General features: G+C 73.0%; 24 protein-coding genes and 4 tRNA genes. 22 read left to right on the forward strand and 6 right to left on the reverse strand.

The features are described from left to right. Positions 1–20: 20 nt before the first annotated feature. The 13 genes from OIM89_RS18280 (at position 21) to OIM89_RS18340 (ending at position 12036) form a co-directional block, all read left to right on the forward strand. On the forward strand, positions 21–404 hold the full coding sequence (locus tag OIM89_RS18280) for an NADH-quinone oxidoreductase subunit A (RefSeq protein WP_047464439.1): 384 nt from the start codon (positions 21–23) through the stop codon (positions 402–404). Further along, complete coding sequence (locus OIM89_RS18285; RefSeq protein WP_030697591.1) at positions 395–1045, forward strand: NADH-quinone oxidoreductase subunit B; 651 nt, start codon at positions 395–397, stop codon at positions 1043–1045. The genes OIM89_RS18280 and OIM89_RS18285 overlap by 10 nt, the downstream gene beginning before the upstream one ends. Next, positions 1042–2388, forward strand: a complete 1347-nt coding sequence (locus tag OIM89_RS18290; protein WP_226965370.1) for an NADH-quinone oxidoreductase subunit C — start codon at positions 1042–1044, stop codon at positions 2386–2388. Before OIM89_RS18285 ends, OIM89_RS18290 begins: the two co-directional genes overlap by 4 nt. Next, positions 2385–3353 (forward strand): complex I subunit 1/NuoH family protein, encoded by a 969-nt coding sequence (locus OIM89_RS18295; RefSeq protein ID WP_226965369.1) that lies wholly within the window; start codon positions 2385–2387, stop codon positions 3351–3353. Before OIM89_RS18290 ends, OIM89_RS18295 begins: the two co-directional genes overlap by 4 nt. Then, positions 3354–4007 carry a NuoI/complex I 23 kDa subunit family protein gene (locus tag OIM89_RS18300; protein ID WP_226965368.1) on the forward strand — a complete coding sequence of 218 codons (654 nt, stop codon included), beginning with the start codon at positions 3354–3356 and terminating at the stop codon, positions 4005–4007. Beyond that, positions 4004–4645: an NADH-quinone oxidoreductase subunit J gene (locus tag OIM89_RS18305; protein WP_238470567.1), complete on the forward strand. Its 642-nt coding sequence runs from the start codon at positions 4004–4006 to the stop codon at positions 4643–4645. The genes OIM89_RS18300 and OIM89_RS18305 overlap by 4 nt, the downstream gene beginning before the upstream one ends. Further along, positions 4645–5076, forward strand: a complete 432-nt coding sequence (gene nuoK / locus OIM89_RS18310; protein WP_030697586.1) for an NADH-quinone oxidoreductase subunit NuoK — start codon at positions 4645–4647, stop codon at positions 5074–5076. Before OIM89_RS18305 ends, nuoK begins: the two co-directional genes overlap by 1 nt. Further along, positions 5073–7064 carry an NADH-quinone oxidoreductase subunit L gene (locus tag OIM89_RS18315; RefSeq protein WP_264491435.1) on the forward strand — a complete coding sequence of 664 codons (1992 nt, stop codon included), beginning with the start codon at positions 5073–5075 and terminating at the stop codon, positions 7062–7064. The genes nuoK and OIM89_RS18315 overlap by 4 nt, the downstream gene beginning before the upstream one ends. A gap of 5 nt (positions 7065–7069) precedes the next feature. Beyond that, complete coding sequence (locus tag OIM89_RS18320; RefSeq protein ID WP_151169174.1) at positions 7070–8644, forward strand: complex I subunit 4 family protein; 1575 nt, start codon at positions 7070–7072, stop codon at positions 8642–8644. After that, a complete protein-coding gene (locus OIM89_RS18325) occupies positions 8641–10182 on the forward strand; it encodes an NADH-quinone oxidoreductase subunit N (protein ID WP_264491436.1) in 1542 nt (513 codons plus the stop codon). The genes OIM89_RS18320 and OIM89_RS18325 overlap by 4 nt, the downstream gene beginning before the upstream one ends. Before the next feature lie 158 nt (positions 10183–10340). Beyond that, positions 10341–11201, forward strand: coding sequence for a zinc metalloprotease HtpX (htpX, locus tag OIM89_RS18330; protein WP_175458412.1), 861 nt, complete (start codon positions 10341–10343; stop codon positions 11199–11201). Continuing rightward, positions 11198–11590 (forward strand): YccF domain-containing protein, encoded by a 393-nt coding sequence (locus OIM89_RS18335; protein WP_030697581.1) that lies wholly within the window; start codon positions 11198–11200, stop codon positions 11588–11590. The genes htpX and OIM89_RS18335 overlap by 4 nt, the downstream gene beginning before the upstream one ends. Positions 11591–11769: 179 nt before the next feature. After that, positions 11770–12036, forward strand: a complete 267-nt coding sequence (locus OIM89_RS18340; RefSeq protein WP_003948677.1) for a GlsB/YeaQ/YmgE family stress response membrane protein — start codon at positions 11770–11772, stop codon at positions 12034–12036. Between the two features lie 67 nt (positions 12037–12103). Here the strand turns inward: OIM89_RS18340 and OIM89_RS18345 are convergent, their stop codons facing one another. Then, positions 12104–12592, reverse strand: coding sequence for a YajQ family cyclic di-GMP-binding protein (locus OIM89_RS18345; RefSeq protein WP_003948676.1), 489 nt, complete (start codon positions 12590–12592; stop codon positions 12104–12106). 211 nt (positions 12593–12803) lie between these two features. Here OIM89_RS18345 and OIM89_RS18350 point away from each other — a divergent pair. Beyond that, positions 12804–12885, forward strand: a tRNA-Tyr gene (locus OIM89_RS18350). A gap of 93 nt (positions 12886–12978) precedes the next feature. Here the strand turns inward: OIM89_RS18350 and OIM89_RS18355 are convergent. Next, positions 12979–13635: an SDR family oxidoreductase gene (locus OIM89_RS18355; RefSeq protein WP_226965350.1), complete on the reverse strand. Its 657-nt coding sequence runs from the start codon at positions 13633–13635 to the stop codon at positions 12979–12981. Between the two features lie 61 nt (positions 13636–13696). Then, positions 13697–14959 carry an amidohydrolase family protein gene (locus OIM89_RS18360; protein ID WP_030697579.1) on the reverse strand — a complete coding sequence of 421 codons (1263 nt, stop codon included), beginning with the start codon at positions 14957–14959 and terminating at the stop codon, positions 13697–13699. A 331-nt stretch (positions 14960–15290) separates the two neighbouring features. Between OIM89_RS18360 and OIM89_RS18365 the strand changes: the two genes are divergently transcribed. The 6 genes from OIM89_RS18365 to OIM89_RS18390 all read left to right on the forward strand — a co-directional run bounded on the left by OIM89_RS18365 (position 15291) and on the right by OIM89_RS18390 (position 17896). Then, positions 15291–15363: transfer RNA gene (locus OIM89_RS18365), tRNA-Thr, on the forward strand. Between the two features lie 50 nt (positions 15364–15413). Continuing rightward, positions 15414–15486, forward strand: a tRNA-Met gene (locus tag OIM89_RS18370). Between the two features lie 91 nt (positions 15487–15577). Next, a complete protein-coding gene (gene rpmG, locus OIM89_RS18375) occupies positions 15578–15742 on the forward strand; it encodes a 50S ribosomal protein L33 (RefSeq protein WP_003956487.1) in 165 nt (54 codons plus the stop codon). Between the two features lie 158 nt (positions 15743–15900). Further along, positions 15901–16353, forward strand: a complete 453-nt coding sequence (locus OIM89_RS18380; RefSeq protein WP_030697578.1) for a MaoC family dehydratase N-terminal domain-containing protein — start codon at positions 15901–15903, stop codon at positions 16351–16353. Positions 16354–16358: 5 nt separating this feature from the next. After that, entirely contained in the window at positions 16359–16787 is a 429-nt protein-coding gene (locus OIM89_RS18385; protein ID WP_010638882.1) for a MaoC family dehydratase, read from the forward strand. A 53-nt stretch (positions 16788–16840) separates the two neighbouring features. After that, positions 16841–17896: a UDP-N-acetylmuramate dehydrogenase gene (locus OIM89_RS18390; RefSeq protein ID WP_217466802.1), complete on the forward strand. Its 1056-nt coding sequence runs from the start codon at positions 16841–16843 to the stop codon at positions 17894–17896. Positions 17897–17911: 15 nt separating this feature from the next. On the opposite strand, the gene OIM89_RS18395 is transcribed toward OIM89_RS18390, so the two are convergent. From OIM89_RS18395 to OIM89_RS18405, 3 genes are all read right to left on the reverse strand, one after another. Continuing rightward, positions 17912–18544 (reverse strand): NAD(P)-dependent oxidoreductase, encoded by a 633-nt coding sequence (locus tag OIM89_RS18395; protein WP_264491437.1) that lies wholly within the window; start codon positions 18542–18544, stop codon positions 17912–17914. 26 nt (positions 18545–18570) lie between these two features. Beyond that, positions 18571–19686 carry an adenosine deaminase gene (locus tag OIM89_RS18400; RefSeq protein WP_264491438.1) on the reverse strand — a complete coding sequence of 372 codons (1116 nt, stop codon included), beginning with the start codon at positions 19684–19686 and terminating at the stop codon, positions 18571–18573. A gap of 139 nt (positions 19687–19825) precedes the next feature. Further along, positions 19826–21052 (reverse strand): pyridoxal phosphate-dependent aminotransferase, encoded by a 1227-nt coding sequence (locus OIM89_RS18405; RefSeq protein ID WP_103487385.1) that lies wholly within the window; start codon positions 21050–21052, stop codon positions 19826–19828. Between the two features lie 203 nt (positions 21053–21255). On the opposite strand from OIM89_RS18405, the gene OIM89_RS18410 reads away from it, so the two are divergent. Both OIM89_RS18410 and secE read left to right on the forward strand, forming a co-directional pair. Next, positions 21256–21328, forward strand: a tRNA-Trp gene (locus OIM89_RS18410). Between the two features lie 108 nt (positions 21329–21436). Beyond that, a complete protein-coding gene (secE, locus tag OIM89_RS18415; protein ID WP_003948664.1) occupies positions 21437–21718 on the forward strand; it encodes a preprotein translocase subunit SecE in 282 nt (93 codons plus the stop codon). The last annotated feature ends 58 nt before the right edge of the window (positions 21719–21776 follow it).

Here is a 21776-nt window from a genome sequence, read left to right on the forward strand (position 1 = left end):
CGCGGGAGAGAGGTCGTCGCATGACGGTGCTCGCCGGGGAGTACTTCCGGTCGTACGCGGTCGTCGGCCTGCTCGCCGTCGTGGGCGTGCTGTTCTTGGCCGTCGCCTTCGGCGCGGGCCGCCTGCTGCGGCCGGTGGTCCCCACGCCGGAGAAGCTGCTGACCTACGAGTGCGGCGTCGACCCCGTCGGCGAGGGCTGGGCCCACACCCAGGTCCGCTACTACGTCTACGCGTTCCTGTACGTGATCTTCGCCGTCGACTCGATCTTCCTCTTCCCCTGGGCGACGGTCTTCGCCGAGACCGGGTACGGGGCGACGACGCTCGTGGAGATGTTCATCTTCCTGGGCTTCCTGACCATCGGCCTGCTGTACGCATGGAAGAAGGGCGTCCTCACATGGACGTGACACCCCCCGCGACCGGCCAGGGCGACGCCCCCGCGTCCGCCCCCGTGGCCCTCCCCGCACCCCAGCGCCTCGGCGGCCTCGCCCGCCTGGCCCCCGCCCCGATGAAGGTGGTCCTCAACTGGGGCCGCCGCTACAGCCTCTGGGTCTTCAATTTCGGACTGGCCTGCTGCGCCATCGAGTTCATCGCCGCCTCGATGGCCCGCCACGACTTCATGCGCCTGGGCGTCATCCCCTTCGCCCCCGGGCCGCGCCAGGCCGACCTGATGGTCGTCTCCGGCACCGTCACCGACAAGATGGCCCCCGCCGTCAAGCGCCTCTACGAGCAGATGCCCGAACCGAAGTACGTCATCTCCTTCGGCGCCTGCTCCAACTGCGGCGGCCCCTACTGGGACTCGTACTCCGTCACCAAGGGCGTCGACCAGATCATCCCCGTCGACGTGTACGTGCCCGGCTGCCCGCCCCGGCCCGAGGCGCTGCTCCAGGGCATCATCAAGCTCCAGGAGAAGATCGCCCGCGAATCGCTCGGCGAACGGTACGGACACCGTGCCGACCGTCCCTCCACGGCCGCTCTCACCAGCGGCCTGGTCACTCCGCCGCCCGCACCGGGCACGGCGGGCGACACCCCGGGGGAGGACCGGTGACCGGCTGGCTCCCGCACCCCGCCGACACCCTCTTCGGCCCCGACGCGCACGCCGAGGAGTCGTACGACGTCCTGACGGTGGACGTGCCCGCCGCGAGCTGGACCAGTGCGCTCGGCACTGCCCGTTCCGTCCTCGGCTGCACCTTCTTCGACTGGCTCAGCGCGGTCGACGAACCCGGCACCGGCTTCCTGGTCTCCGCCCACCTGGTCGCCCTGGCGCCGGTGCGCCGGCTGCTGCTGCGCACCACCGTGCCGCACGAGGCGCCGGTACTGGAGAGCGCCGTCGAGGTGTTCGCGGGCGCCGCCTGGCACGAGCGGGAGACGCACGAGATGTTCGGCGTCTCCTTCACCGGGCATCCCGCACTGGACCCGCTCCTGCTGCCCGAGAACTTCGAAGGGCACCCCCTGCGCAAGGACTTCGTCCTCGCCGCCCGCGTCGCCAAGGCATGGCCCGGCGCCAAGGAACCCGGCGAGGGCCCCGACCACGGCGGCCCCAAGCGCCGCCAGATGCTCCCGCCCGGCGTCCCCGACCCCAACGAGTGGGGCCCCCTCAAGGGCACCCTCCCCGCCGCCCCGGCCCGCCCGGCCCGACGCACCGCTTCCGCCGACGCCACCCGGCCGCCGCGCCGGACGCGCACCGCGACCGAGGGGTCCGCGTCGCAGGGCCCGGCCTCGCAGGGCGGCCCGGACACCCCGGCAGCCGGGGCGACTCCGACGGGCGTCGGCGCCCCGGAGGCAGCCGGAACCCCGGAGGCCCCCTCCCGCCCCCGCCGCAACCGCTCGGCCTCGCAGGGCTCGGCCTCCCAGCAGGCGGCGCCCCAGCAGGCGGACTCGCCCCCGCAGGCGGGCCCACCCCAGGAAGTGACCGGGGCCGCCCCGGCCACGCCCGCCGATGCTCCGGCCACCCCGGAGGCGCCCGCGTCCCCGGCGCCCGGCCGCCCGCGCCGCAACCGCTCGGCCTCGCAGGGCAGCGCCTCGCAGCAGCCGCCCGCGACCCCGGAGCCGGCTGACACCGGCGCGGCCGAACCGCCCGGGCCCACGGCACCCGAGACTCCGGCCGCCCCGGCCACCGACTCCCCGGACCGCCCCGCGCCCGCCCGGCCCCGCCGCAACCGCTCGGCCGCCGACGGCTCCGCCTCGCAGCAGCGACCCCCCGCTTCGGGCAGCCGCCCCGCCCGCGCGGGCAGCTCCGACGCCCCCTGGCACCACGCCAAGCCGGCTCACGAGGAAACACCGCGCCCGGAGGCCGAAGCCCCCGAACCCGAGAACCCCGCGCGTCCGCCCCGGAGCCCCGAAGAGGACGCCCCGGCCGACGACACCCCCACCGGAGGCGACCCCGCATGAACGACGTACTCGACGTCGCGCTGCGTCTGCTCGTCCTCCTCGTCGCCTTCCTCGTGCTGCCGCTCGTCGTCGGGCAGGCCGAGCACAAGACGATGGCGCACATGCAGGGGCGGCTCGGGCCCATGTACGCCGGCGGGTTCCACGGCTGGGCGCAGCTCATGGCCGACGGCGTCAAGTTCGTGCAGAAGGAGGACATCGTCCCGGCCGAGGCCGACCGGCGGGTCTTCCAGCTGGCCCCGGCCGTCGCGCTCCTGCCGTACCTGCTGGTCCTCGCCGTGCTGCCGGTCGGCCCGGGGGAGTCCGGCTCCGGTGTCCACGTCGACGGGGGGGTCTTCTTCGTCCTCGCCGTGATGGGCGTCGGGGTGCTCGGCTCGCTCATGGGCGGCTGGGCCTCGGCCAACAAGTACTCGCTCCTCGGCGGTCTGCGCACCGCCGCCCAGCTCCTCGCGTACGAACTGCCGATGCTGCTCGCGGCGGCCTCCGTCGCCATGGCGGCCGGGACCGTGTCGCTGAGCGGGATTCTCGACGGCTTCCAGTGGTGGTGGCTGCCGTGGCAGATCGTCGGCGCGGTCGTCTTCTTCGTGGCGGGCCTTGCCGAGCTCCAGCGGCCGCCCTTCGACATGCCGGTGGCCGACTCGGAGATCATCTTCGGCGCGTACACCGAGTACACCGGTCTGCGGTTCGCCTTCTTCCTGCTCGCCGAGTACGCGGGCATCGTGATCCTCTGCGGCCTCACCACCGTGCTGTTCCTCGGCGGCTGGCACGGGCCCTGGGGCGCCGACGGGCTCGGCTGGGTGTGGACCCTGCTGAAGACCGCCGTCCTGGCCTTCGTGGTGATCTGGCTGCGGGTCAGCTTCCCCCGGATGCGGGAGGACCAGCTCCAGAAACTCGCCTGGACCACCCTCGTCCCGCTCGCCCTCGCGCAGATCGCGCTCACCGGCATCGTGAAGGTGGCGATCCAGTAAATGACCGCGTCCCCGCAGCCCTCCGGCCGCAGCTTCCCCGGCTCCGGCCTCGCCAAGGGCCTCGCCGTCACCCTGCGGACGATGACGAGGAAGACCGTCACCGCCCAGTACCCCGCCGTGCAGCCCGACCTGCCGCCGCGCACCCGCGGCGTCATCGGCCTGTTCGAGGAGAACTGCACGGTCTGCATGCTCTGCGCCCGCGAATGCCCCGACTGGTGCATCTACATCGACTCCCACAAGGAGACGGTGCCGCCGGCCGCCCCCGGCGGACGCGAGCGCAGCCGCAACGTCCTGGACCGCTTCGCCATCGACTTCTCCCTCTGCATGTACTGCGGTATCTGCATCGAGGTGTGCCCCTTCGACGCGCTGTTCTGGTCCCCGGAGTTCGAGTACGCCGAGACCGACATCCGCGACCTCACCCACGAGCGCGACAAGCTCCGCGACTGGATGTGGACCGTGCCGGCCCCGCCCGCCCTGGTCCCCGCCGCCGAGGAGCCCAAGGAGTACGCGGCCGCCCGCAAGTCCGCCGACCGCACCGCGGCCCAGCAGGCCGCCGAAGCCGCCGCGGCCGCCGAGGCGGCGCAGCCGGACTCCGGCCGGCCCGGCTCCACCCAGCCCGAGTCCGACCGGCCCGAGGACGGCGACGCCCGATGACCGCCCTGACCACGGCAGCCCTCGCCACGGCCGCCCAGAGTGCCGACGCCGTCCAGCACCGGGGGTTCCTGTCGCCGACCGGCGTCGAGGTCGTCTTCCTCCTCGTCGGGCTGGTCACCGTGGGCGCGGCCGTCCTCACCGTGACCACCCGGCAACTGGTCCACGCCGCCCTCTGGCTGGTCGTCGCCCTCGGCGGCATCGCCGTCGAGTACCTGCTGCTGACCGCCGAGTTCATCGCCTGGGTCCAGGTCCTCATCTACGTCGGTTCCGTCGTCGTCCTCCTCCTCTTCGGACTGATGCTGACCCGCGCGCCCATCGGCCGCTCCCCGGACACCGACTCCGGCAACCGGCCCGTCGCCCTGGCCGTCGCCCTGGCCACCGCCGCCACCCTGGTCTGGGTGGTCGTCGACGGCTTCCGCACCACCTGGATCGACCTCGACCAGGCCGTGCAGGGCTCCACCGAGGTCACCGGCGCGGCCCTCTTCAGCTCCTGGGTCCTGCCCTTCGAAGCGCTCTCGGTCCTCCTCCTCGCCGCCCTGGTCGGCGCGATCGTTCTCTCCCGCCGCACGGGCGACGAGGACCCCGGCTCCCCCGCCTCCGGCGACGGAGCAACCCCCGGCCCCGAGGGGACCCGCTGATGCATCTCGCCTACCCGGCCGTCCTGTCGGCCCTCCTCTTCGCCATCGGCGTCTACGGCCTCCTCGCCCGGCGCAACGCGATCCTCGTCCTGATGTCCGTCGAGCTGATGCTCAACGCCGTCAACCTCAACCTCGTCGCCTTCGACGTCTGGCTGAGCACCACCCTGCGCGACACCCTCCACGGCGGACAGGCGCTCACCCTCTTCACCATCGCCCTGGCCGCCGCCGAGATCGGCATCGGCCTCGCGATCGTCCTCCTCGTCTACCGCAACCGCGGATCCTCCGACATCGACCGGCTCCGCGACACCGCCGAGACGGAGGCCGACGACGACGCCGAGGCCACGGCAGCCGAAGCCGCCCTCGCCGCCGACGAGGCACGCGCCGCCACCCCGTACGACAGCCCGGCCGAGAAGGCGGAGGCCGCCCGGTGACCACCACGACCCTCGCCGTCCTCGTCCCGGTCCTGCCGCTGCTCGGCGCCCTCGCGGGACTCGCCCTCGGCCGCGTCGCCCCCGGCTTCGTCCGCCCGCTGGCCGTCCTGCCGCCGCTGGCCGCCACGGTCCTGGCCGCCCTGGTCGCCGCCCGCCAGCACGGCGGACCCGCGATCAACGCCGCCACCGAGCTGACCCCGACCGGCTCCGTCCCCGTCGAACTCGCCCTGCACCTGGACGGCTTCGCCGTGGTCGTCGCCGGGCTGGTCGCCGCCGTCGCCACCTGCGTGCAGCTCTACTCCACCGGCTACCTGCGCGAGGACCCGCGCTACCCCTCGTACGCCGCGCTCGTCTCCCTCTTCACCTCCGCGATGCTGCTCGTCGTCTACTCCGGCGACCTGATCGTGCTGCTGGTCGGCTGGGAGGTCATGGGCATCTGCTCGTACTTCCTCGTCGGCCACTACTGGGAGACCCCCGAGGCCCGGTCCGCCTCGCTCAAGGCCTTCCTCGTCACCAAGCTCGGCGACGTCCCCTTCCTGATCGGGCTCTTCGCGCTCGCCGCCGACACCGGGTCCTTCCGGATCACCCGCATCCTCGACGCGGTCGGCAGCGGCGGCCTCGACCACCCGACCCTCATCGCCCTGCTGCTCCTCGCCGGAGTCGCCGGCAAGTCGGCCCAGTTCCCCCTCCACATCTGGCTGCCCGACGCGATGGCCGGCCCCACGCCCGTCTCCGCGCTGATCCACGCCGCGACGATGGTCGCCGCCGGCGTCTACTTCGTCGCCCGCCTCCTCCCGGTCTTCACGGCCTCCGCCGCCGCCCTCGTGGTCCTCGCGCTGATGGCCGCCGTCACCATGGCCGGGTCGGCGCTCGCGGCCCTGGCCCAGGACGACATCAAACGCGTCCTCGCCTACTCGACCATCGGCCAGCTCGGTTACATGACGGCTGCCCTCGCCGTCGCCGACCGGTCCGCGGCCGTCTTCCACCTCCTCACCCACGGCGCCTTCAAGGCGCTCCTCTTCCTCGCCGCCGGCGCCCTCATCCACGCCGCCGGGACCAACTCGCTGACCGCCATGGCCCGCACCGGCGCCCTGCGGACGCGGGCCGCCGACGCGTACTGGACGATGACCGTCGCCCTGCTCGCCCTCGCCGCCCTGCCTCCCTTCAGCGGCTTCTTCTCCAAGGAAGCCGTCCTCGGCGCCGCCGAACGCGCCGCAGTCGGTCACACCGAGGCCGCCCCGGTCGTCGCCGGGTGGATCGTCCTCGTCGCCGGGCTCGCGACCGCCGTCCTCACCGCCGCCTACGCCACCCGGCTCTGGCTCCGCGCCTTCCACGGCCAGGGCGCCGAACGCCCCGTCCACAGCTCGCAGCCCCTCGTCATGAACGTCATCCTCTGGGTCCTCGCCGCTCCCTCCCTCGCCCTCGGCCTCGCCTACGGCGTCCTCGGCGACTGGTTCGGCGGCGCCTCCCTCGCCCCCACCCTCACCACCTCGGTCCTCGCCACCGGGCTCGCCCTCGTCGGCGGCCTGGTCACCTACGGCACCTGGCGCCACACCACGGCCCTGGCCGCCGCCCGGCCGCGCGGACCGCTGGAGCCGCAGCCCGAGTCCGAGGCCGAGATGGCGACCGAGGCGCTCACCGGACACGCCCCCGAGGACGGCGACCTCGCCGAACGCCCCGACCCGGCCGACCCGGGCCGCCTCCTGCTCGGCCCGCTCCACCGGCACGCCGCCGCCGGCTTCCACCTCGACGCCGCCGCACGGGCCCTCTTCGTCCGCCCGACCCTGGCCGCCGCCCGGCTCGCCGCCTTCCTCGACCGCGAGGTCGTCGACACGTACGTCCGCGCGGGTGCCGCCGTGCCCAGGCTGCTCGGTGCCGCCGTCCGCAAGAGCCAGACCGGCAACGCGCAGACCTACCTCACCGTGCTCCTCGCCGGTGCTCTCGTCCTGGCGGTCGCCGCCGTCCTCGTCACCGCCGCCGGAGCGTGAGAGCCGTGCCCGATATCAGCGAACCCGTGCTCCAGCTGCTCCTCGCCGCCACCGTCGCCGGACCGCTCGTCGGCGCGGTCGCCGCCCTGCTGCCCGCCCCGCCCGGCCTCCAGGGCAAGAGCCCCGACCAGGCCGTGCTGCGCCACGGCGTCGTCGTCACCGGCGCGATCCTGCTGCTCACCCTCGCCCTGGCCGCCGGGTTCGACCACAGCAGGCCCTCGGTGATGCAGGCGAGCACCGACATCAGCTGGATTCCCGCCCTCGACATCCGCCTCCACCTGGGCGTCGACGGGATCTCGCTCCCCCTGCTCGTCCTCACCGCGCTCCTCACCTTCCTCTGCGCGCTCTACAGCTACTTCCGGCCCCCCACCGGGGCCTCGCCGAAGGCGTTCGTCGCGCTGCTGCTCCTGCTGGAGACCGGCACGCTCGCCACCTTCGCCGTCCTCGACCTGGTCCTGTTCTTCCTGGCCTTCGAGACGGTCCTCATCCCCATGTACTTCCTCATCGCCCGCTGGGGCGGCGCCGCCCGCGAACAGGCGGCGGGGAAGTTCATCGTCTACACCCTCCTCGGCTCCGTGATCATGCTGCTCGGCCTGCTCCTCATCGGGCTGAAGGCAGGCACGTTCGACATGGTGGCGCTCGCCGCGGACGGCGGCTCGTCACTCTCCGTAACTGTACAGGTTCTCGCCGTCATCGCGGTAGGCCTCGGCCTCGCCGTCAAATCCCCCATGTGGCCGCTGCACAGCTGGCTCCCCGACGCGCACACCGCCGCGCCCACCGTCGGCTCGGTCCTCCTCGCCGGCGTCCTGCTGAAGATGGGCACCTACGGCTTCGTCCGCATCCTGCTGCCCGCCACCCCCGACGGCCTCCACGCCTTCGCCCCCTACCTGGGCGCCTTCGCCGCCGTCGGCATCGTCTACGGCTCGCTGGTCTGCCTCTCCCTGGTCCGCGAGGGCGGCAAGGGCGACCTGAAGCGCCTCATCGCGTACTCCTCCGTCGGCCACATGGGCTTCGTCCTGCTCGGCATCGCCACCATGACGCCCACCGGCGTCAACGGCGCCCTCTTCGCCAACGTCGCCCACGGCCTCATCACCGGCCTGCTCTTCTTCCTCGTCGGCGCCCTCAAGGACCGCACCGGCTCCACCGACATCGACGCCCTCGCCGGAGTCGCCGGAGCCGCCCTCTACGGCCGCGCCCCACGCCTCGGCGCCCTCCTCGCCTTCGCCGCCGTCGCCTCGCTCGGCCTGCCGGGACTCGCCGGCTTCTGGGGCGAGATGCTCGCCATGTTCGGCGCCTTCCAGCCCGCCGCCGGACTCAGCCGCCCCGCCTTCCTCGTCTACCTCGGCCTCGCCGGACTCGGCACCCTGCTCACCGCCGCGTACCTGCTCCTCGTGGTCCGCCGGATCTGCATGGGCGCCGTCCCCGAGGGCGCCCCGCCGCTCGCCGACGTCCGGGGGCACGAAGCCGCCACCTGGACCCCGCTCGTCGCCCTGACCGTCCTCGCCGGAGTCTGGCCCGCAGTCCTGCTCGGCCTCACCGACCCCGCCGTGCAGAAGCTTCTCGCAGGAGGCGCCTCATGACCGCGCCGGCCATGGCCGCCCTCGCCCAGCCCGCGCTCGCCGCCCAGGCGCAGTCCGTGGACTGGCTCGCGATCACCCCGCCGACCCTCACGGCCGTCCTCGCACTGGCCGTCCTCGTCACCGACCTGTTCCTGCCCGAGCGCCGTAAACCACTCCTCGGAGTGATCACGCTCGCCGGACTCGCCGCGGCCCTGCTCACCCTGCTGCCCCTGCTCGGCGAAAACCGCGCCACCTTCTGCGTCGCCGAGGAGGCGGGCGGCGCGTGCAGCTACACCGCCGACGGCTTCACCCTCGTCGTCCAGCTCCTCGTCCTGGGCGGCGCGCTGCTCACCGCCGTCCTCTCGCAGGCCGCCGTCCGCGACGACCGCCTCCCCGCCGGCGAGTACTGGTTCCTCCTGCTGGCCTCCGCCGCCGGAGCCGCCCTGCTCCCCGCCTCCCGCGACCTCGCCACCCTCGTCATCGCCCTCGAAGTGGCCTCCCTGCCCGCCTTCGCCCTGGTGGGCCTGCGCCGCGGGGAGCGCCGCTCCTCCGAGGCCGCGCTCAAGTTCTTCCTCTCCTCGGTCGCCGCCACCGCCGTCACCCTCCTGGGCGTCAGCTTCGTCTACGCCGTCACCGGCACCCTCCACCTCACCGAGATCGCCGAGCGCCTCCCCGCCGCCGACCCCGGGCTGCACACCCTCGCCCAGGCCGGCGTCGCCCTCACCCTCGTCGGCTTCGCCTTCAAGACCGCCGCCGCCCCCTTCCACTTCTGGGTCCCCGACACCTACACCGGCGCCCCCGTCCCGGTCGCCGGCTACCTCTCCGTGGTCGGCAAGACCGTCGGCCTGACCGGCATCGCCCTCGTGACCGTCCTCGCCTTTCCCTCCTACGGCGAGGTCTGGGGCCCGCTGCTCGCCGTCCTCGCCGCCGTCACCATGACCGCGGGCAACACCGCCGCCCTCCGCCGGCGCCCCGGCCGCCGCCACAGCGCCGTACGGCTGCTCGCCTGGTCCTCCGTCGGACAGGCCGGCTACCTCCTGGTGCCGCTCGCCGCCGCCGCGTACACCGGCGCCCCCGACGAGGCCGTCGGCGCCACCCTCGCCTACGCCCTCATGTACGCCGCCGTGAACCTCGGCGCCTTCGCCGTCGTCGCCCTGGTCGCCCGCACCCGCCCCGCCGGCCGCCTCACCGACCACCGCGCCCTGTACGCCACCCACCCGGCCCACGCCCTCGCCCTCGGCTTCTTCCTGCTCTGCCTGGCCGGGCTGCCGCCGGGCGTCGTCGGCCTCTTCGCCAAGGTCGCCGTCTTCTCGGCCGCCGTCGAGGCCGGACTCGGCTGGCTCGCCGTCGTCATGGCCCTCAACGTGGTCGTCGCCCTCGTCTACTACCTGCGCTGGACCGCCCTGCTCTTCCGGCCCGCCGCAGACGGGGCCGCCGCCCTGCCGCGCGCCGTCCCCCGGCCGCTCACCGCCGCCGTCGCGCTGGCCGCCCTCATCGGCGTGGCCCTCTCCGGCGCCCCGCAGCTGATCCTCCGGTTCACCGACACCGGCCTCTTCTGACCGGCCCCGGGCACGGGCCGTACGGCCCCTTGCGCCCGGACGGCCGGGAACTGGTGCCGCTCGCCTCGCGTTGACCAGGGAGGAAGGGTCCACTGGGTGCAGAAGAACGCACCCGGTCCGCAAGGGCCCCCCTGCCGCACCATCCTGGAGGGCGTACCGTGCACCGCCGGCACAACGGGCTGAAAACCGCCGTACTCCTCGGGGGCCTGTCCGCGCTCATCCTCGTCATCGGCAGCTTCTTCGGCCGGACGGGGTTGTTCGTCGCGCTCCTCGTCGCTCTCGGCACCAACGCCTACGCGTACTGGAACAGCGACAAACTGGCCCTGCGCGCCATGCGGGCGCGGCCGGTCAGCGAGTTCGAGGCGCCCCAGCTCTACCGCATGGTCCGCGACCTCTCGACGCAGGCCCGCCAGCCCATGCCCCGCCTCTACATCTCCCCGACCGAGGCCCCCAACGCCTTCGCCACCGGCCGCAACCCGCGCAACGCCGCGGTCTGCTGCACCGACGGCATCCTCCGCCTCCTCGACGAGCGCGAACTGCGCGGCGTCATCGGCCACGAGCTGAGCCACGTCTACAACCGCGACATCCTCATCTCCTCGGTCGCCGGAGCCCTCGCCTCCGTGATCATGTTCCTGGTCAACTTCGCCTGGCTGATCCCGTTCGGCCGCTCCCACAACGACGAGGGCCCCGGCCTCTTCGGCATGCTCCTGATCATGCTGCTCGGCCCGCTCGCCGCCTCCGTCATCCAGCTCGCCATCAGCCGCTCCCGCGAGTACGAGGCCGACGCCTCCGGCGCCCAGCTGACCGGAGACCCGCTGGCGCTCGCCTCCGCCCTGCGTAAGCTGGACGCCGGGACGAAACGGCTGCCGTTGCCCCCGGAACCGCGCATCGAGACGGCCAGCCACATGATGATCGCCAACCCCTTCCGCCCGGGGGAGAGCATGGCGAAGATGTTCTCCACACACCCGCCGATGGCGGAACGCATCGCCCGACTCGAACGGATGGCAGGCAGCCGTTGAAGACCCTCCTCAACATCATCTGGCTCGTCCTCAGCGGCTTCTGGCTCTTCCTCGCCTACATGGTCGCCGGTGTGCTGCTCTGCGTCACGATCATCGGCATCCCGTTCGGCGTCGCCGCCTTCCGGATCGGCGTCTACGCCCTCTGGCCCTTCGGCTACTCCGCCGTCGAGCGGCGCGACGCGGGCGCCCCGTCCTGCGTGGGGAACGTGCTGTGGCTGGTCCTGGCCGGCTGGTGGCTGGCGCTCGGCCACATCACCACCGGCATCGCCCTCTGCGTCACGATCATCGGCATCCCGCTGGGCATCGCCAACTTCAAGCTGATCCCCGTCTCGCTGATGCCGCTCGGCCGCGAGATCGTCCGTACCGACCAGCCCTTCGCGGCCCGCTGACGCTCCCGGGCAACCACGCGTCCGCCCGGCACGTCCTCCTGGGAGGACGGCGTCCGGGCGCATGGAACGACGACCCGCACGGGGGACCGCGGTGTGTGCCGCGGAGGGGCCTGCGGTGAAGATCCACGACATGTACCCGCCCGACGCATGAACATGTTTGCGAGAGGCAGGATCACCGCATGGGCATCATCAGCTGGATCATTCTCGGCCTGCTGGCCGGAGCAATCGCGAAGATCATCCTCCCCGGGCGCGACCCGGGCGGCTTCATCGGCACCATCCTCATCGGCGTCGCGGGCGCCTTCATCGGCGGCTGGATATCCAGCCGCTTCCTGGACCGCCCCATCGCCAACGAGTTCTTCGACGCCGCCACCTGGGTCTCCGCCATCGGCGGCTCCCTGGTGCTGCTCATCGCCTACCGCCTGCTCTTCGGCCACTCCCGACGCTGAACCGCCGGCGGCCGCCCCCTGACCAGGGGCGGCCGCCGCTGTGCCGTACGCCGTCCCGGTCCCCGGGTCAGCGGTAGTTCACGTACTGCAGCGCGAAGTCGAAGTCCTGGTTCTTCAGCAGGGCCTGCACGGCCTGGAGGTCGTCCCGGCTCTTGGAACTGACGCGCAGCTCGTCACCCTGCACCTGCGCCTTGACGCCCTTCGGGCCCTCGTCGCGGATGAGCTTGGCGACCTTCTTGGCGTTCTCCTGCGAGATGCCCTCCTGGATGGAGGCGAAGAGCTTGTACTCCTTGCCCGAGAGCTGCGGCTCCCCGGCGTCCAGGGCCTTCAGCGAGATCCCGCGCTTGATCAGCTTGGACTGGAAGACGTCGAGGATGGCGTTGACCCGCTCCTCGGAGTTGGCCTCCATCAGGATCTTCTCGCCGGACCAGGCGATCGACGCCCCGACGTTCCTGAAGTCGTAACGCTGCGAGATCTCCTTGGCGGCCTGGTTGAGGGCGTTGTCGACCTCCTGCCGCTCGACCTTCGAGACGATGTCGAAACTGGAGTCGGCCATGTCCTGTGGCTCCTTGATTCGGTGGTGTGCTGGCAACGGTCGGGCAGAAAGGCGGCCGGGGTCCGCCCCGGCCGCACCCGCAAAGACTAGCCACCACCGCCACCACCGGCCCGCGAACAACCGGGTGGCGGACCACCCCCGAGCATCAGGTATCGTTTACGTCGTTGCCACGGAGCACCGCCCCGAAGCGGGGCTACGAGGCGGCATCCCAGGCGGTGTGCCCGAGCGGCCAAAGGGAGCAGACTGTAAATCTGCCGGCTCAGCCTTCCCAGGTTCGAATCCTGGCGCCGCCACACTGGGTGGAGATCCCCTCCTCCTGCTTCTCGAAGCAGGAGGAGGGGATCTTTCGTTGTGCCGTGTGCGTCCGCGAAGGCGGGCGGGGCGGATCAGTTGCCCGCGACGTCCTTCACGGCGACGGGGACGGGGGTCTCGCCGGAGATCAGCTCCAGGGTGAGGCCCGCCGTGGCCGGGGTGTCGATCAGCTCCATCAGGACGCGGGCGACGTCGTCGCGGGCGACGCTGCCGCGGCCCGTGGAGGCTTCCAGGCGGACCTTGCCGGTGCCGGCGTCGTCGGTGAGGGAGCCGGGGCGCAGGACCGTCCAGTCGAGGTTCCGGTGGGCCCGGACGGCGTCGTCGGCGGCGCCCTTGGCGCGGAGGTAGACGTCGAAGACCTCGTCGCCCGGGTGTTCGGCGTCGGCGGCCATCGAGGAGACGATCAGGAAGCGGCGTACCGAGGCGCGTTCGGCGGCGGTGGCGAAGAGTTCGGCGCCGTCGCGGTCCATGGTCTCCTTGCGGGCCGTACCGCTGCCCGGGCCCGAGCCGGCCGCGAAGACCGCCGCGTCGGCGCCCCGCAGCACCTCGGTGACCTCCTCGACGGTCGCCGACTCCAAGTCGCACAGGACGGCCTGGGCGCCCGCCTCGCGCAGGTCGTCGACCTGCTCCGGGTTACGGATCAGTCCTGTCACGTCGTCTCCGCGCGCGGCGAGCAGCCGCTCCAGCCGCAGCGCGATCTTTCCGTGTCCACCAGCGATGACAATGCGCATGATCCCGACCGTACGCCCGGCCGCGCCGTCCCGCCCGTCCAGCGCCGAACCGGCGTGCCGTTCAGGCAGGTTCGGTCCCGGTGCGCCCTTGCCTCGGCAGCCCGGCGACGGCCGCGGTGGCCGAGTCGCAGTACTCGCGCACCGCGCTGGTCCGGGCGACGACCCGGCCCCGGTGGACCACGATCCGGCTGTACCCGAGCGAGAGCGCCTCGGAGAGCCCCGTCCCCCGCACCGCCAGCAGCTCCGCGGGGAACCCCGCCTCGATCCGCACGGGGGCGAGCCCCAGCGCCTCGCGTGCGGCGCCGGCCACCGCCTCGTACGCCTCGTCGGGGCGCAGCCCGTGCCGGGAGGCGAGCAGCTGGGCGGCCTGGAGGGGGTCGCCGCGGCCGACCGGGTTGGCGAGGTCGCGCAGGGCGCCGCTGCCGGCCGTGACGCGGACCCCGGCGGCCCGCAGCAGGTGGACCGGGGTGTCGTGGCCCCGGCGGCGCTCCAGGCCGCCGCAGGGGCCCTGTGGGAGGCAGACCACGGTGATGCCGGCGGCGGCCAGTGCCTCGGCGGTCCGTCCGGCGACGTCGGCGGGGAGGCGGCCGAGCCCGTCGCAGGGGCCGATGGTGACGCCGGGGCGCAGCCCGCCCGCCATCGCGGCGAGGCGGGTGAGGCGGACCGGGTCGGAGCCGTCGGTGTGCAGGTCCACCGGGCAGCCGTGCTGGGCGGCGGCGTCGAGGACGGCCTCGGCGCATCCGGTCGGGTCCGGGTCGAGGTCGGGGCAGGCGCCGACGACGGAGGCGCCCATCTTGACCGCGTCGTGGAGCATGGCGAGCCCGTCGGCCCCGGCGACGCCGGTGAGCAGCCGGGGCATGGCGACGGCGGTCAGCTCGGTGAGGCCCCGGACCGCCCGGCGGGCCTGGAGGACGGCCTCCATGGCGCCGAGGCCCTGTACGTCGCCGATGCGTACGTGCGAGCGGAGCGCGGTGGCGCCGTGGCCGAGCTGGAGGAGGGCGGCCTCGGTGGCGCGGCGCTGGACGTCGGCCGGGTCGGGGGAGACGGGGCCCGCGGCGTCGGCGGTGAGGGCGAGGTCGCTGTGGGCGTGCGGCTCGGCCGGGGCGGGGAGGAGCAGGTAGCCGCGGAGGTCGACGCGGAGGCCGAGCGGGGCCAGGGTCCCGGCGGTGCCGACGGCCTGGATGCGGCCGCGCCCGAGGCGGACGTCGACGGTGCGGCCGTCGGTCAGGGTGGCCCCGGTGAGCAGGACGTCGGCGCCGCCCGGGCCGCCGGGTGACCCGGGGGAGCCGGGGGACGGCGAAGGCTGCGGCTGGCTGTCGGACATCGCGCTCCTGGGGGCTCGGGCGGCGGGCGGGCGCTGCTGACCCGCGGGCCGCACCCGTTCGGCCACCGCGGCACGGGCGCGGTGGGGCGGCGTCACGTTGCGTCCGTCAAGATCACACCGTGTGTGGCCGAGCCTAGGCCGCCTCCGGAGTGCCATCGAGGAGGAGCGGATAAGTCGTACCGGCGTGCGCTGCGGGGTCCCCGTGAGGCCCGGGGGAACCGCCGGGACCTGCGAGGACGGTGGGGCGGGCGGGTGCGGCCGGGGCGGGCGCGGGGGGTGCCGAATCGGATTTGGGCGATCGGCGGGTGGGCGTGTAATGTCTTCCTCGCTCGCCCCAATAGCTCAGTCGGCAGAGCGTCTCCATGGTAAGGAGAAGGTCAACGGTTCGATTCCGTTTTGGGGCTCTGGTGTGAAAGGGGTCCCCGCCTTCGGGCGGGGGTCCGGATCACATCGCAGCGGTGTAGCTCAGTCGGTAGAGCAAGCGGCTCATAATCGCTGTGTCACCGGTTCAAGTCCGGTCACCGCTACGAAAAGTAGCCGATTGTGGGGTCGGTCCTTCGATCGGCTACTCTTTTTTGTGCAAGACCTTTCCATCCGTTCGTCATCAGGAGCACTCACGTGGCTGCCACCGACGTCCGCCCGAAGATCACGCTGGCCTGCGTGGAGTGCAAGGAGCGGAACTACATCACCAAGAAGAACCGGCGTAACAACCCGGACCGACTGGAGATGAAGAAGCACTGCCCGCGCTGCAACTCGCACACCGCGCACCGCGAGACGCGCTGATCAAGGGCTGATCTTTTCAGGCTCGTCCATGAGGCCGTCCCCTTCCGAGGGGGCGGCCTCATGGCGTTGTCGGAGGTACCGCCGCCGGTGCTGCCGGCGCGGGGTGCCAGGATGAGTCGTACGACACAAGTTCCGGTGAACCAGGAGGTATCGGGCCCATGGCGCTCGACCAGTCCTTCGTGGGGCGGACGTATCCGCCCACCGAGCCCTACGAAGTGGGCCGCGAGAAGATCCGCGAGTTCGCCCAGGCCGTGGGCGACGCCAACCCGGTGTACACCGACGTCGAGGCGGCCAAGGCGCTCGGGTACGCGGACGTGATCGCCCCGCCGACCTTCGTGTTCTCCCTCACGTTCCGCGAGGCCGGGCAGGTGATCGAGGACCCGCAGCTCGGGCTCGACTACAGCCGGGTGGTCCACGGCGACCAGAAGTTCGCGTACACGCGGCCCGTGCGGGCCGGGGACCGGCTGACGGTGACCTCGGTCATCGAGGCGGTCAAGTCCATGGCGGGCAACGACATCCTCGACATCCGCGGCGAGGTCCACGACGAGGCCGGCGAGCACGTGGTGACCGCCTGGACCAAGCTGGTGGCCCGCGCCGCCGAGGAGGGATGAGCGAGATGGCCGCGAAGATCTCCCACGCCGACGTCGAGGTCGGCACCGAACTTCCCGCGCGGAGCTTCCCGGTGACCCGCGCCACCCTGGTGCGGTACGCGGGCGCCTCCGGCGACTTCAACCCGATCCACTGGAACGAGCGGTTCGCCAAGGAGGTCGGCCTGCCCGACGTCATCGCGCACGGCATGTTCACCATGGCCGAGGCGATCCGGGTGGTCACCGACTGGACCGGCGACCCGGGCGCCGTCGTCGACTACGGCGTCCGCTTCACCAAGCCCGTCGTCGTCCCCGACGACGACACCGGCGCGCTGATCGAGGTCTCCGGCAAGGTCGCCGTCAAGAACGACGACGGCACCGTCCGCGTCGACCTCACCGCCATGAGCGACGGCAAGAAGGTGCTCGGCATGAGCCGGGCCACCGTCCGGCTGGCCTGACCCGGGCGGCGGGGGCAGGTCGCGCGGCCGGCCTGCCCCCGTACGCTGGTGCCGTGCAGGAACTCCATGACGCTCCCCTCGCCCCGCTGACCACCTTCCGCCTGGGCGGGCCCGCGACCAGGCTGCTGACGGCCACCACGGACGACGAGGTGATCGCCGCCGTCCGCGAGGCCGACGCCTCCGGGACCCCGCTGCTGGTCATCGGCGGCGGCTCCAACCTCGTCATCGGCGACAAGGGCTTCGACGGCACGGCCCTGCTCCTCGCCACCCAGGGCTTCCGCCTCGACGGCACCGAACTGGAACTGGCGGCCGGCGAGGTCTGGACCGACGCCGTCGCCCGCACCGTCGAGGCCGGGCTCGCCGGGATCGAGTGCCTCGCCGGAATCCCCGGCTCCGCCGGCGCCGTCCCCGTGCAGAACGTGGGGGCGTACGGCCAGGAGGTCGCCCAGACCATCACCGAGGTGGTCGCCTACGACCGCCGCGCGGGGGAGACCGTCACCCTCACCGCCGAGGAGTGCGCCTTCTCCTACCGGCACAGCCGCTTCAAGGCCGACCCCGAGCGGTACGTCGTCCTCCGCGTCCGCTTCCGTCTGGAGGACGCCGACGGACTCTCCGCCCCGATCCGGTACGCCGAGACGGCCCGTGCCCTCGGCACCGAGCAGGGCGAGCGGGTCGCGCTCAGCGAGGCCCGGGAGACGGTACTCAAGCTGCGCGCGGGCAAGGGCATGGTGCTCGACCCGGAGGACCACGACACCTGGTCGGCCGGCTCCTTCTTCACCAACCCGATCCTCGACGACGCCCAGCTCGCCGACTTCCTCGGCCGCGTCGCCGACCGCCTCGGCCCCGACGTCCACCCGCCGGCCTTCCCCGCCGGCGAGGGCCGCACCAAGACCTCCGCCGCCTGGCTGATCGACAAGGCCGGCTTCACCAAGGGGTACGGCGAGGGACCCGCCCGCATCTCCACCAAGCACACCCTCGCCCTGACCAACCGGGGCTCCGCCACCACCGAGGACCTGCTCGCGCTCGCCCGCGAGGTGGTCGCAGGCGTCCGGGACGCCTTCGGGGTGACGCTGGTCAACGAGCCGGTGACGGTCGGCGTCGAGCTTTGAGCCGTAGGGCGAGAGTCAGTAGGCGACGCCCACCCCCTGGCGGACCGTGCCCGGGTCCTCGACCGCGCCCAGCATCGCGTGGGCGGTGTCGGCGCGGGAGAGGGAACGGCCGGCGCGCGGGTTGGCGCCGGTGACGCGGCGGTAGGTGCCGGTCAGCGGGCCATCGGTCAGGCGGGGCGGCCGCACCGCCGTCCACTCGGTGCCGGAGCGGGCCAGCAGGGCTTCGGCGCCGGCGAGGTCGGCGTAGACCTCGCCGAAGACCTGGCGGACGACGGCGCGGGTGAGCCGGGCCGTCAGGGGCTCGTCCGGGGGCGGCTGGATCACCGGGGCGGCGCTCACCATGACCAGGCGGCGGGTGGACTCGGCCTCCATCGCCGCGACCACGGCGCCGGTCAGGCGGGAGACCAGGCCGTCCGTGCGGCGGCCGCGCGCGCCGAGGCCGGAGAGGACCGCGTCGCGGCCCGCCACCAGGGGGCCGAGCGACGGGACGTCGGAGAGGTCGGCACGGGCCACCTCCAGCCGCTCCCCGTCGGCCTTCAGCGCCGCCGGGTCGCGGACCACCGCCGTGACCTCGTGGCCGGCCTCCAGTGCCTGCCGGACGACCTCGCCGCCGACGCCGCCGGTCGCGCCGAACACCGTGATCCGCATGGCAACTCCTCGGATGGGCGACGGGGTCAGGCCGGGTCGGGCTGGCCGGCCCGGTCGCGCGGGGCCGGCTCGTCGCGGGCGGTCGGCACCGAGGTGCCGGTCAGCCACGCGTCGATGTCCGCCAGCAGCCCGCGCCGCACCTCCTCCGGCGCCGCCGAGCCGCGCACCGACTGGCGGGCCAGCTCGGCCAGTTCGGCGTCGCTGAAGCCGTGCTCGCGGCGGGCGATCTCGTACTGGGCGGCCAGCCGGGAGCCGAAGAGGAGCGGGTCGTCGGCGCCGAGGGCGAGCGGGACGCCCGCGTCGAAGAGGGTGCGCAGCGGGACGTCGCCCTCCTTGTCGTAGACGCCGAGCGCCACGTTGGAGGCGGGGCAGACCTCGCAGGTGATCTGCCGGTCGGCGAGGCGGCTCAGCAGGCGGGGGTCCTCGGCGGCGCGGACGCCGTGGCCGATCCGGGCGGCGTCCAGGTCGTCGAGGCAGGAGCGGATGGAGGCGGGGCCGCTCAGCTCGCCGCCGTGCGGGGCCGCCAGCAGGCCCCCCTCGCGGGCGATGGCGAAGGCCCGGTCGAAGTCGCGGGCCATGCCGCGCCGCTCGTCGTTGGAGAGGCCGAAGCCGACGATGCCCCGGTCCGCGTACCGCACCGCGAGGCGGGCCAGGGTACGGGCGTCCAGCGGGTGCTTCATCCGGTTGGCGGCGACCACCACGCGCATCCCGAGCCCGGTCTCCCGCGAGGCGCTGTCGACCGCGTCCAGGATGATCTCCAGCGCCGGGGTGAGCCCGCCGAGCAGCGGGGCGTACGAGGTCGGGTCGACCTGGATCTCCAGCCAGCGCGAGCCGTCCCGTACGTCCTCCTCGGCGGCCTCGCGGACCAGCCGCCGGATGTCCTCGGGCTCGCGCAGGCAGGAGCGGGCGGTGTCGTAGAGGCGCTGGAAGCGGAACCAGCCGCGTTCGTCGGTGGCGCGGAGCTTCGGCGGGCGCCCCGAGGTGAGCGCGTCCGGGAGCCGCACCCCGTACTTGTCCGCCAGCTCCAGCAGCGTGCCGGGCCGCATCGAGCCGGTGAAGTGGAGATGGAGGTGGGCCTTGGGCAGCAGCCGCACGTCGCGGGCGGTCGGGGTGCGCAGGGGTCCTCCCGAAGAACTCAACATCCCAGGATCTTGCCGTACGCCTGCCCCCGTGCGGCAACGGGATTCCCCGTACGGGCGGTTGCCCGAACAGAGAAACGGCGGCGGCGCGGGTCCCCGGCACTCCGGGGACCCGCGCCGCCGCGCGCGAGAAGGCGTCCGCTCAGTCGCGGGCCTCGGCCAGCAGCTTCTGCATCCGGGAGACGCCCTCGACCAGGTCGTCGTCGCCGAGCGCGTAGGAGAGCCGCAGGTAGCCGGGGGTGCCGAACGCCTCGCCCGGGACCACCGCGACCTCGACCTCCTCCAGGATCAGCGCGGCCAGCTCGACCGAGCTCTGCGGGCGCCTGCCGCGGATCTCCTTGCCGAGCAGCCCCTTCACCGACGGGTACGCGTAGAAGGCGCCCTCCGGCTCCGGGCAGACGACGCCGTCGATCTCGCCCAGCATCCGCACGATGGTCCGGCGGCGGCGGTCGAAGGCCTCGCGCATCTTCTCCACCGCCGACAGGTCGCCGGAGACGGCCGCGAGCGCGGCGGCCTGGGCGACGTTGGAGACGTTGGAGGTGGCGTGCGACTGGAGGTTGGTGGCCGCCTTGACGATGTCCTTGGGGCCGATGATCCACCCGACCCGCCAGCCGGTCATCGCGTACGTCTTGGCGACGCCGTTGACCACGACGCACTTGTCGCGCAGCTCGGGGACGATCGCGGGGAGCGAGGTGAACTCGGCGTCGCCGTAGACGAGGTGCTCGTAGATCTCGTCGGTCATCACCCACAGGCCGTGCTCGGCGGCCCAGCGGCCGATCGCCTCGGTCTGGGCGCGGTCGTAGACGGCGCCGGTCGGGTTGGAGGGCGAGACGAAGAGGACGACCTTGGTCCGCTCGGTGCGGGCCGCCTCCAGCTGCTCCACCGAGACCCGGTACCCGGTGGTCTCGTCGGCGACGACCTCCACCGGGACACCCCCGGCCAGCCGGATCGACTCGGGGTACGTCGTCCAGTACGGCGCCGGGACGATGACCTCGTCGCCCGGGTCGAGCATCGCGGCGAACGCCTCGTAGATGGCCTGCTTGCCGCCGTTGGTCACCAGGATCTGGGCCGGGTCGACCTCGTAGCCGGAGTCGCGGAGCGTCTTGGCGGCGATGGCGGCCTTCAGCTCGGGGAGCCCGCCGGCCGGCGTGTAGCGGTGGTTCCGGGGGTTCTTGCACGCCTCGACGGCGGCGTCGACGATGTAGTCGGGGGTCGGGAAGTCCGGTTCACCGGCGCCGAATCCGATGACGGGACGCCCGGCGGCCTTGAGGGCCTTGGCCTTCGCGTCGACGGCGAGAGTGGCGGACTCGGAGATCGCGCCGATGCGCGCGGAGACCCGGCGCTCGGTGGGAGGGGTTGCAGCGCTCATGGGCCCCATGGTTCCAGACCGGAAACACGGCGGGCACACGGGTTTCATCCCTCGGTCACCCGCCCCGGCGGGCCCGGCGGAGGATCGTGTTCGACGCCCGGCCCGAGAACACGTACACTCTCACCTCGTTGGCCCTCAGCGGGCCGCACTGATCACCGGCACACAGTGCACGGGAGCGGATGCGGTACGTTGGGGTACATCAAAGGGTCGTAGCTCAATTGGTAGAGCACTGGTCTCCAAAACCAGCGGTTGGGGGTTCAAGTCCCTCCGGCCCTGCTACACACTCCATCGCCAGGATGTGTGCGCATGTACGTACTGCAATGCACCGCCGTGCGGCTCCACCGGGCGCGGCACGGCCACGACCCGGAAATCAGGTGAGGACGCGTGACGGACGCCGTGGGCTCCATCGACATGCCTGATGCCCAGGACGACGACGGCAAGAAGAAGAACCGCAAGGGCGGCAAGCGCGGCAAGAAGGGCCCCTTCGGGCGCCTTGCCCTCTTCTACCGGCAGATCGTCGCGGAACTCCGCAAGGTCGTCTGGCCGACGCGCAGTCAGCTCACCACCTATACGACGGTGGTCATCATCTTCGTCGTGATCATGATCGGTCTGGTGACCGTGTTTGACTACGGCTTCTCCAACGCCGTCAAGTACATCTTCGGCTAGAGCCCAGAAGCGAAGGGCGCCCTAGGGCGCCCCTTTCGCGCGTTCCACCCTTTGTATC

Origin of the sequence: Streptomyces sp. BI87, from assembly GCF_025957665.1 — a bacterium.
In the GTDB taxonomy this organism is placed as follows: domain Bacteria; phylum Actinomycetota; class Actinomycetes; order Streptomycetales; family Streptomycetaceae; genus Streptomyces; species Streptomyces albidoflavus.

Excerpts from the sequence above, each read along its gene's own strand:
- OIM89_RS18280 (WP_047464439.1), top strand. The coding sequence starts at position 21 with ATGACGGTGCTCGCCGGGGAGTACTTCCGGTCGTACGCGGTCGTCGGC.
- OIM89_RS18285 (WP_030697591.1), top strand. The coding sequence starts at position 395 with ATGGACGTGACACCCCCCGCGACCGGCCAGGGCGACGCCCCCGCGTCC.
- OIM89_RS18295 (WP_226965369.1), top strand. The coding sequence starts at position 2,385 with ATGAACGACGTACTCGACGTCGCGCTGCGTCTGCTCGTCCTCCTCGTC.
- OIM89_RS18300 (WP_226965368.1), top strand. The coding sequence starts at position 3,354 with ATGACCGCGTCCCCGCAGCCCTCCGGCCGCAGCTTCCCCGGCTCCGGC.
- OIM89_RS18305 (WP_238470567.1), top strand. The coding sequence starts at position 4,004 with ATGACCGCCCTGACCACGGCAGCCCTCGCCACGGCCGCCCAGAGTGCC.
- nuoK (WP_030697586.1), top strand. The coding sequence starts at position 4,645 with ATGCATCTCGCCTACCCGGCCGTCCTGTCGGCCCTCCTCTTCGCCATC.
- OIM89_RS18325 (WP_264491436.1), top strand. The coding sequence starts at position 8,641 with ATGACCGCGCCGGCCATGGCCGCCCTCGCCCAGCCCGCGCTCGCCGCC.
- OIM89_RS18340 (WP_003948677.1), top strand. The coding sequence starts at position 11,770 with ATGGGCATCATCAGCTGGATCATTCTCGGCCTGCTGGCCGGAGCAATC.
- OIM89_RS18345 (WP_003948676.1), bottom strand. The coding sequence starts at position 12,592 with ATGGCCGACTCCAGTTTCGACATCGTCTCGAAGGTCGAGCGGCAGGAG.
- OIM89_RS18355 (WP_226965350.1), bottom strand. The coding sequence starts at position 13,635 with ATGCGCATTGTCATCGCTGGTGGACACGGAAAGATCGCGCTGCGGCTG.
- OIM89_RS18360 (WP_030697579.1), bottom strand. The coding sequence starts at position 14,959 with ATGTCCGACAGCCAGCCGCAGCCTTCGCCGTCCCCCGGCTCCCCCGGG.
- OIM89_RS18380 (WP_030697578.1), top strand. The coding sequence starts at position 15,901 with ATGGCGCTCGACCAGTCCTTCGTGGGGCGGACGTATCCGCCCACCGAG.
- OIM89_RS18385 (WP_010638882.1), top strand. The coding sequence starts at position 16,359 with ATGGCCGCGAAGATCTCCCACGCCGACGTCGAGGTCGGCACCGAACTT.
- OIM89_RS18395 (WP_264491437.1), bottom strand. The coding sequence starts at position 18,544 with ATGCGGATCACGGTGTTCGGCGCGACCGGCGGCGTCGGCGGCGAGGTC.
- OIM89_RS18400 (WP_264491438.1), bottom strand. The coding sequence starts at position 19,686 with ATGTTGAGTTCTTCGGGAGGACCCCTGCGCACCCCGACCGCCCGCGAC.
- OIM89_RS18405 (WP_103487385.1), bottom strand. The coding sequence starts at position 21,052 with ATGAGCGCTGCAACCCCTCCCACCGAGCGCCGGGTCTCCGCGCGCATC.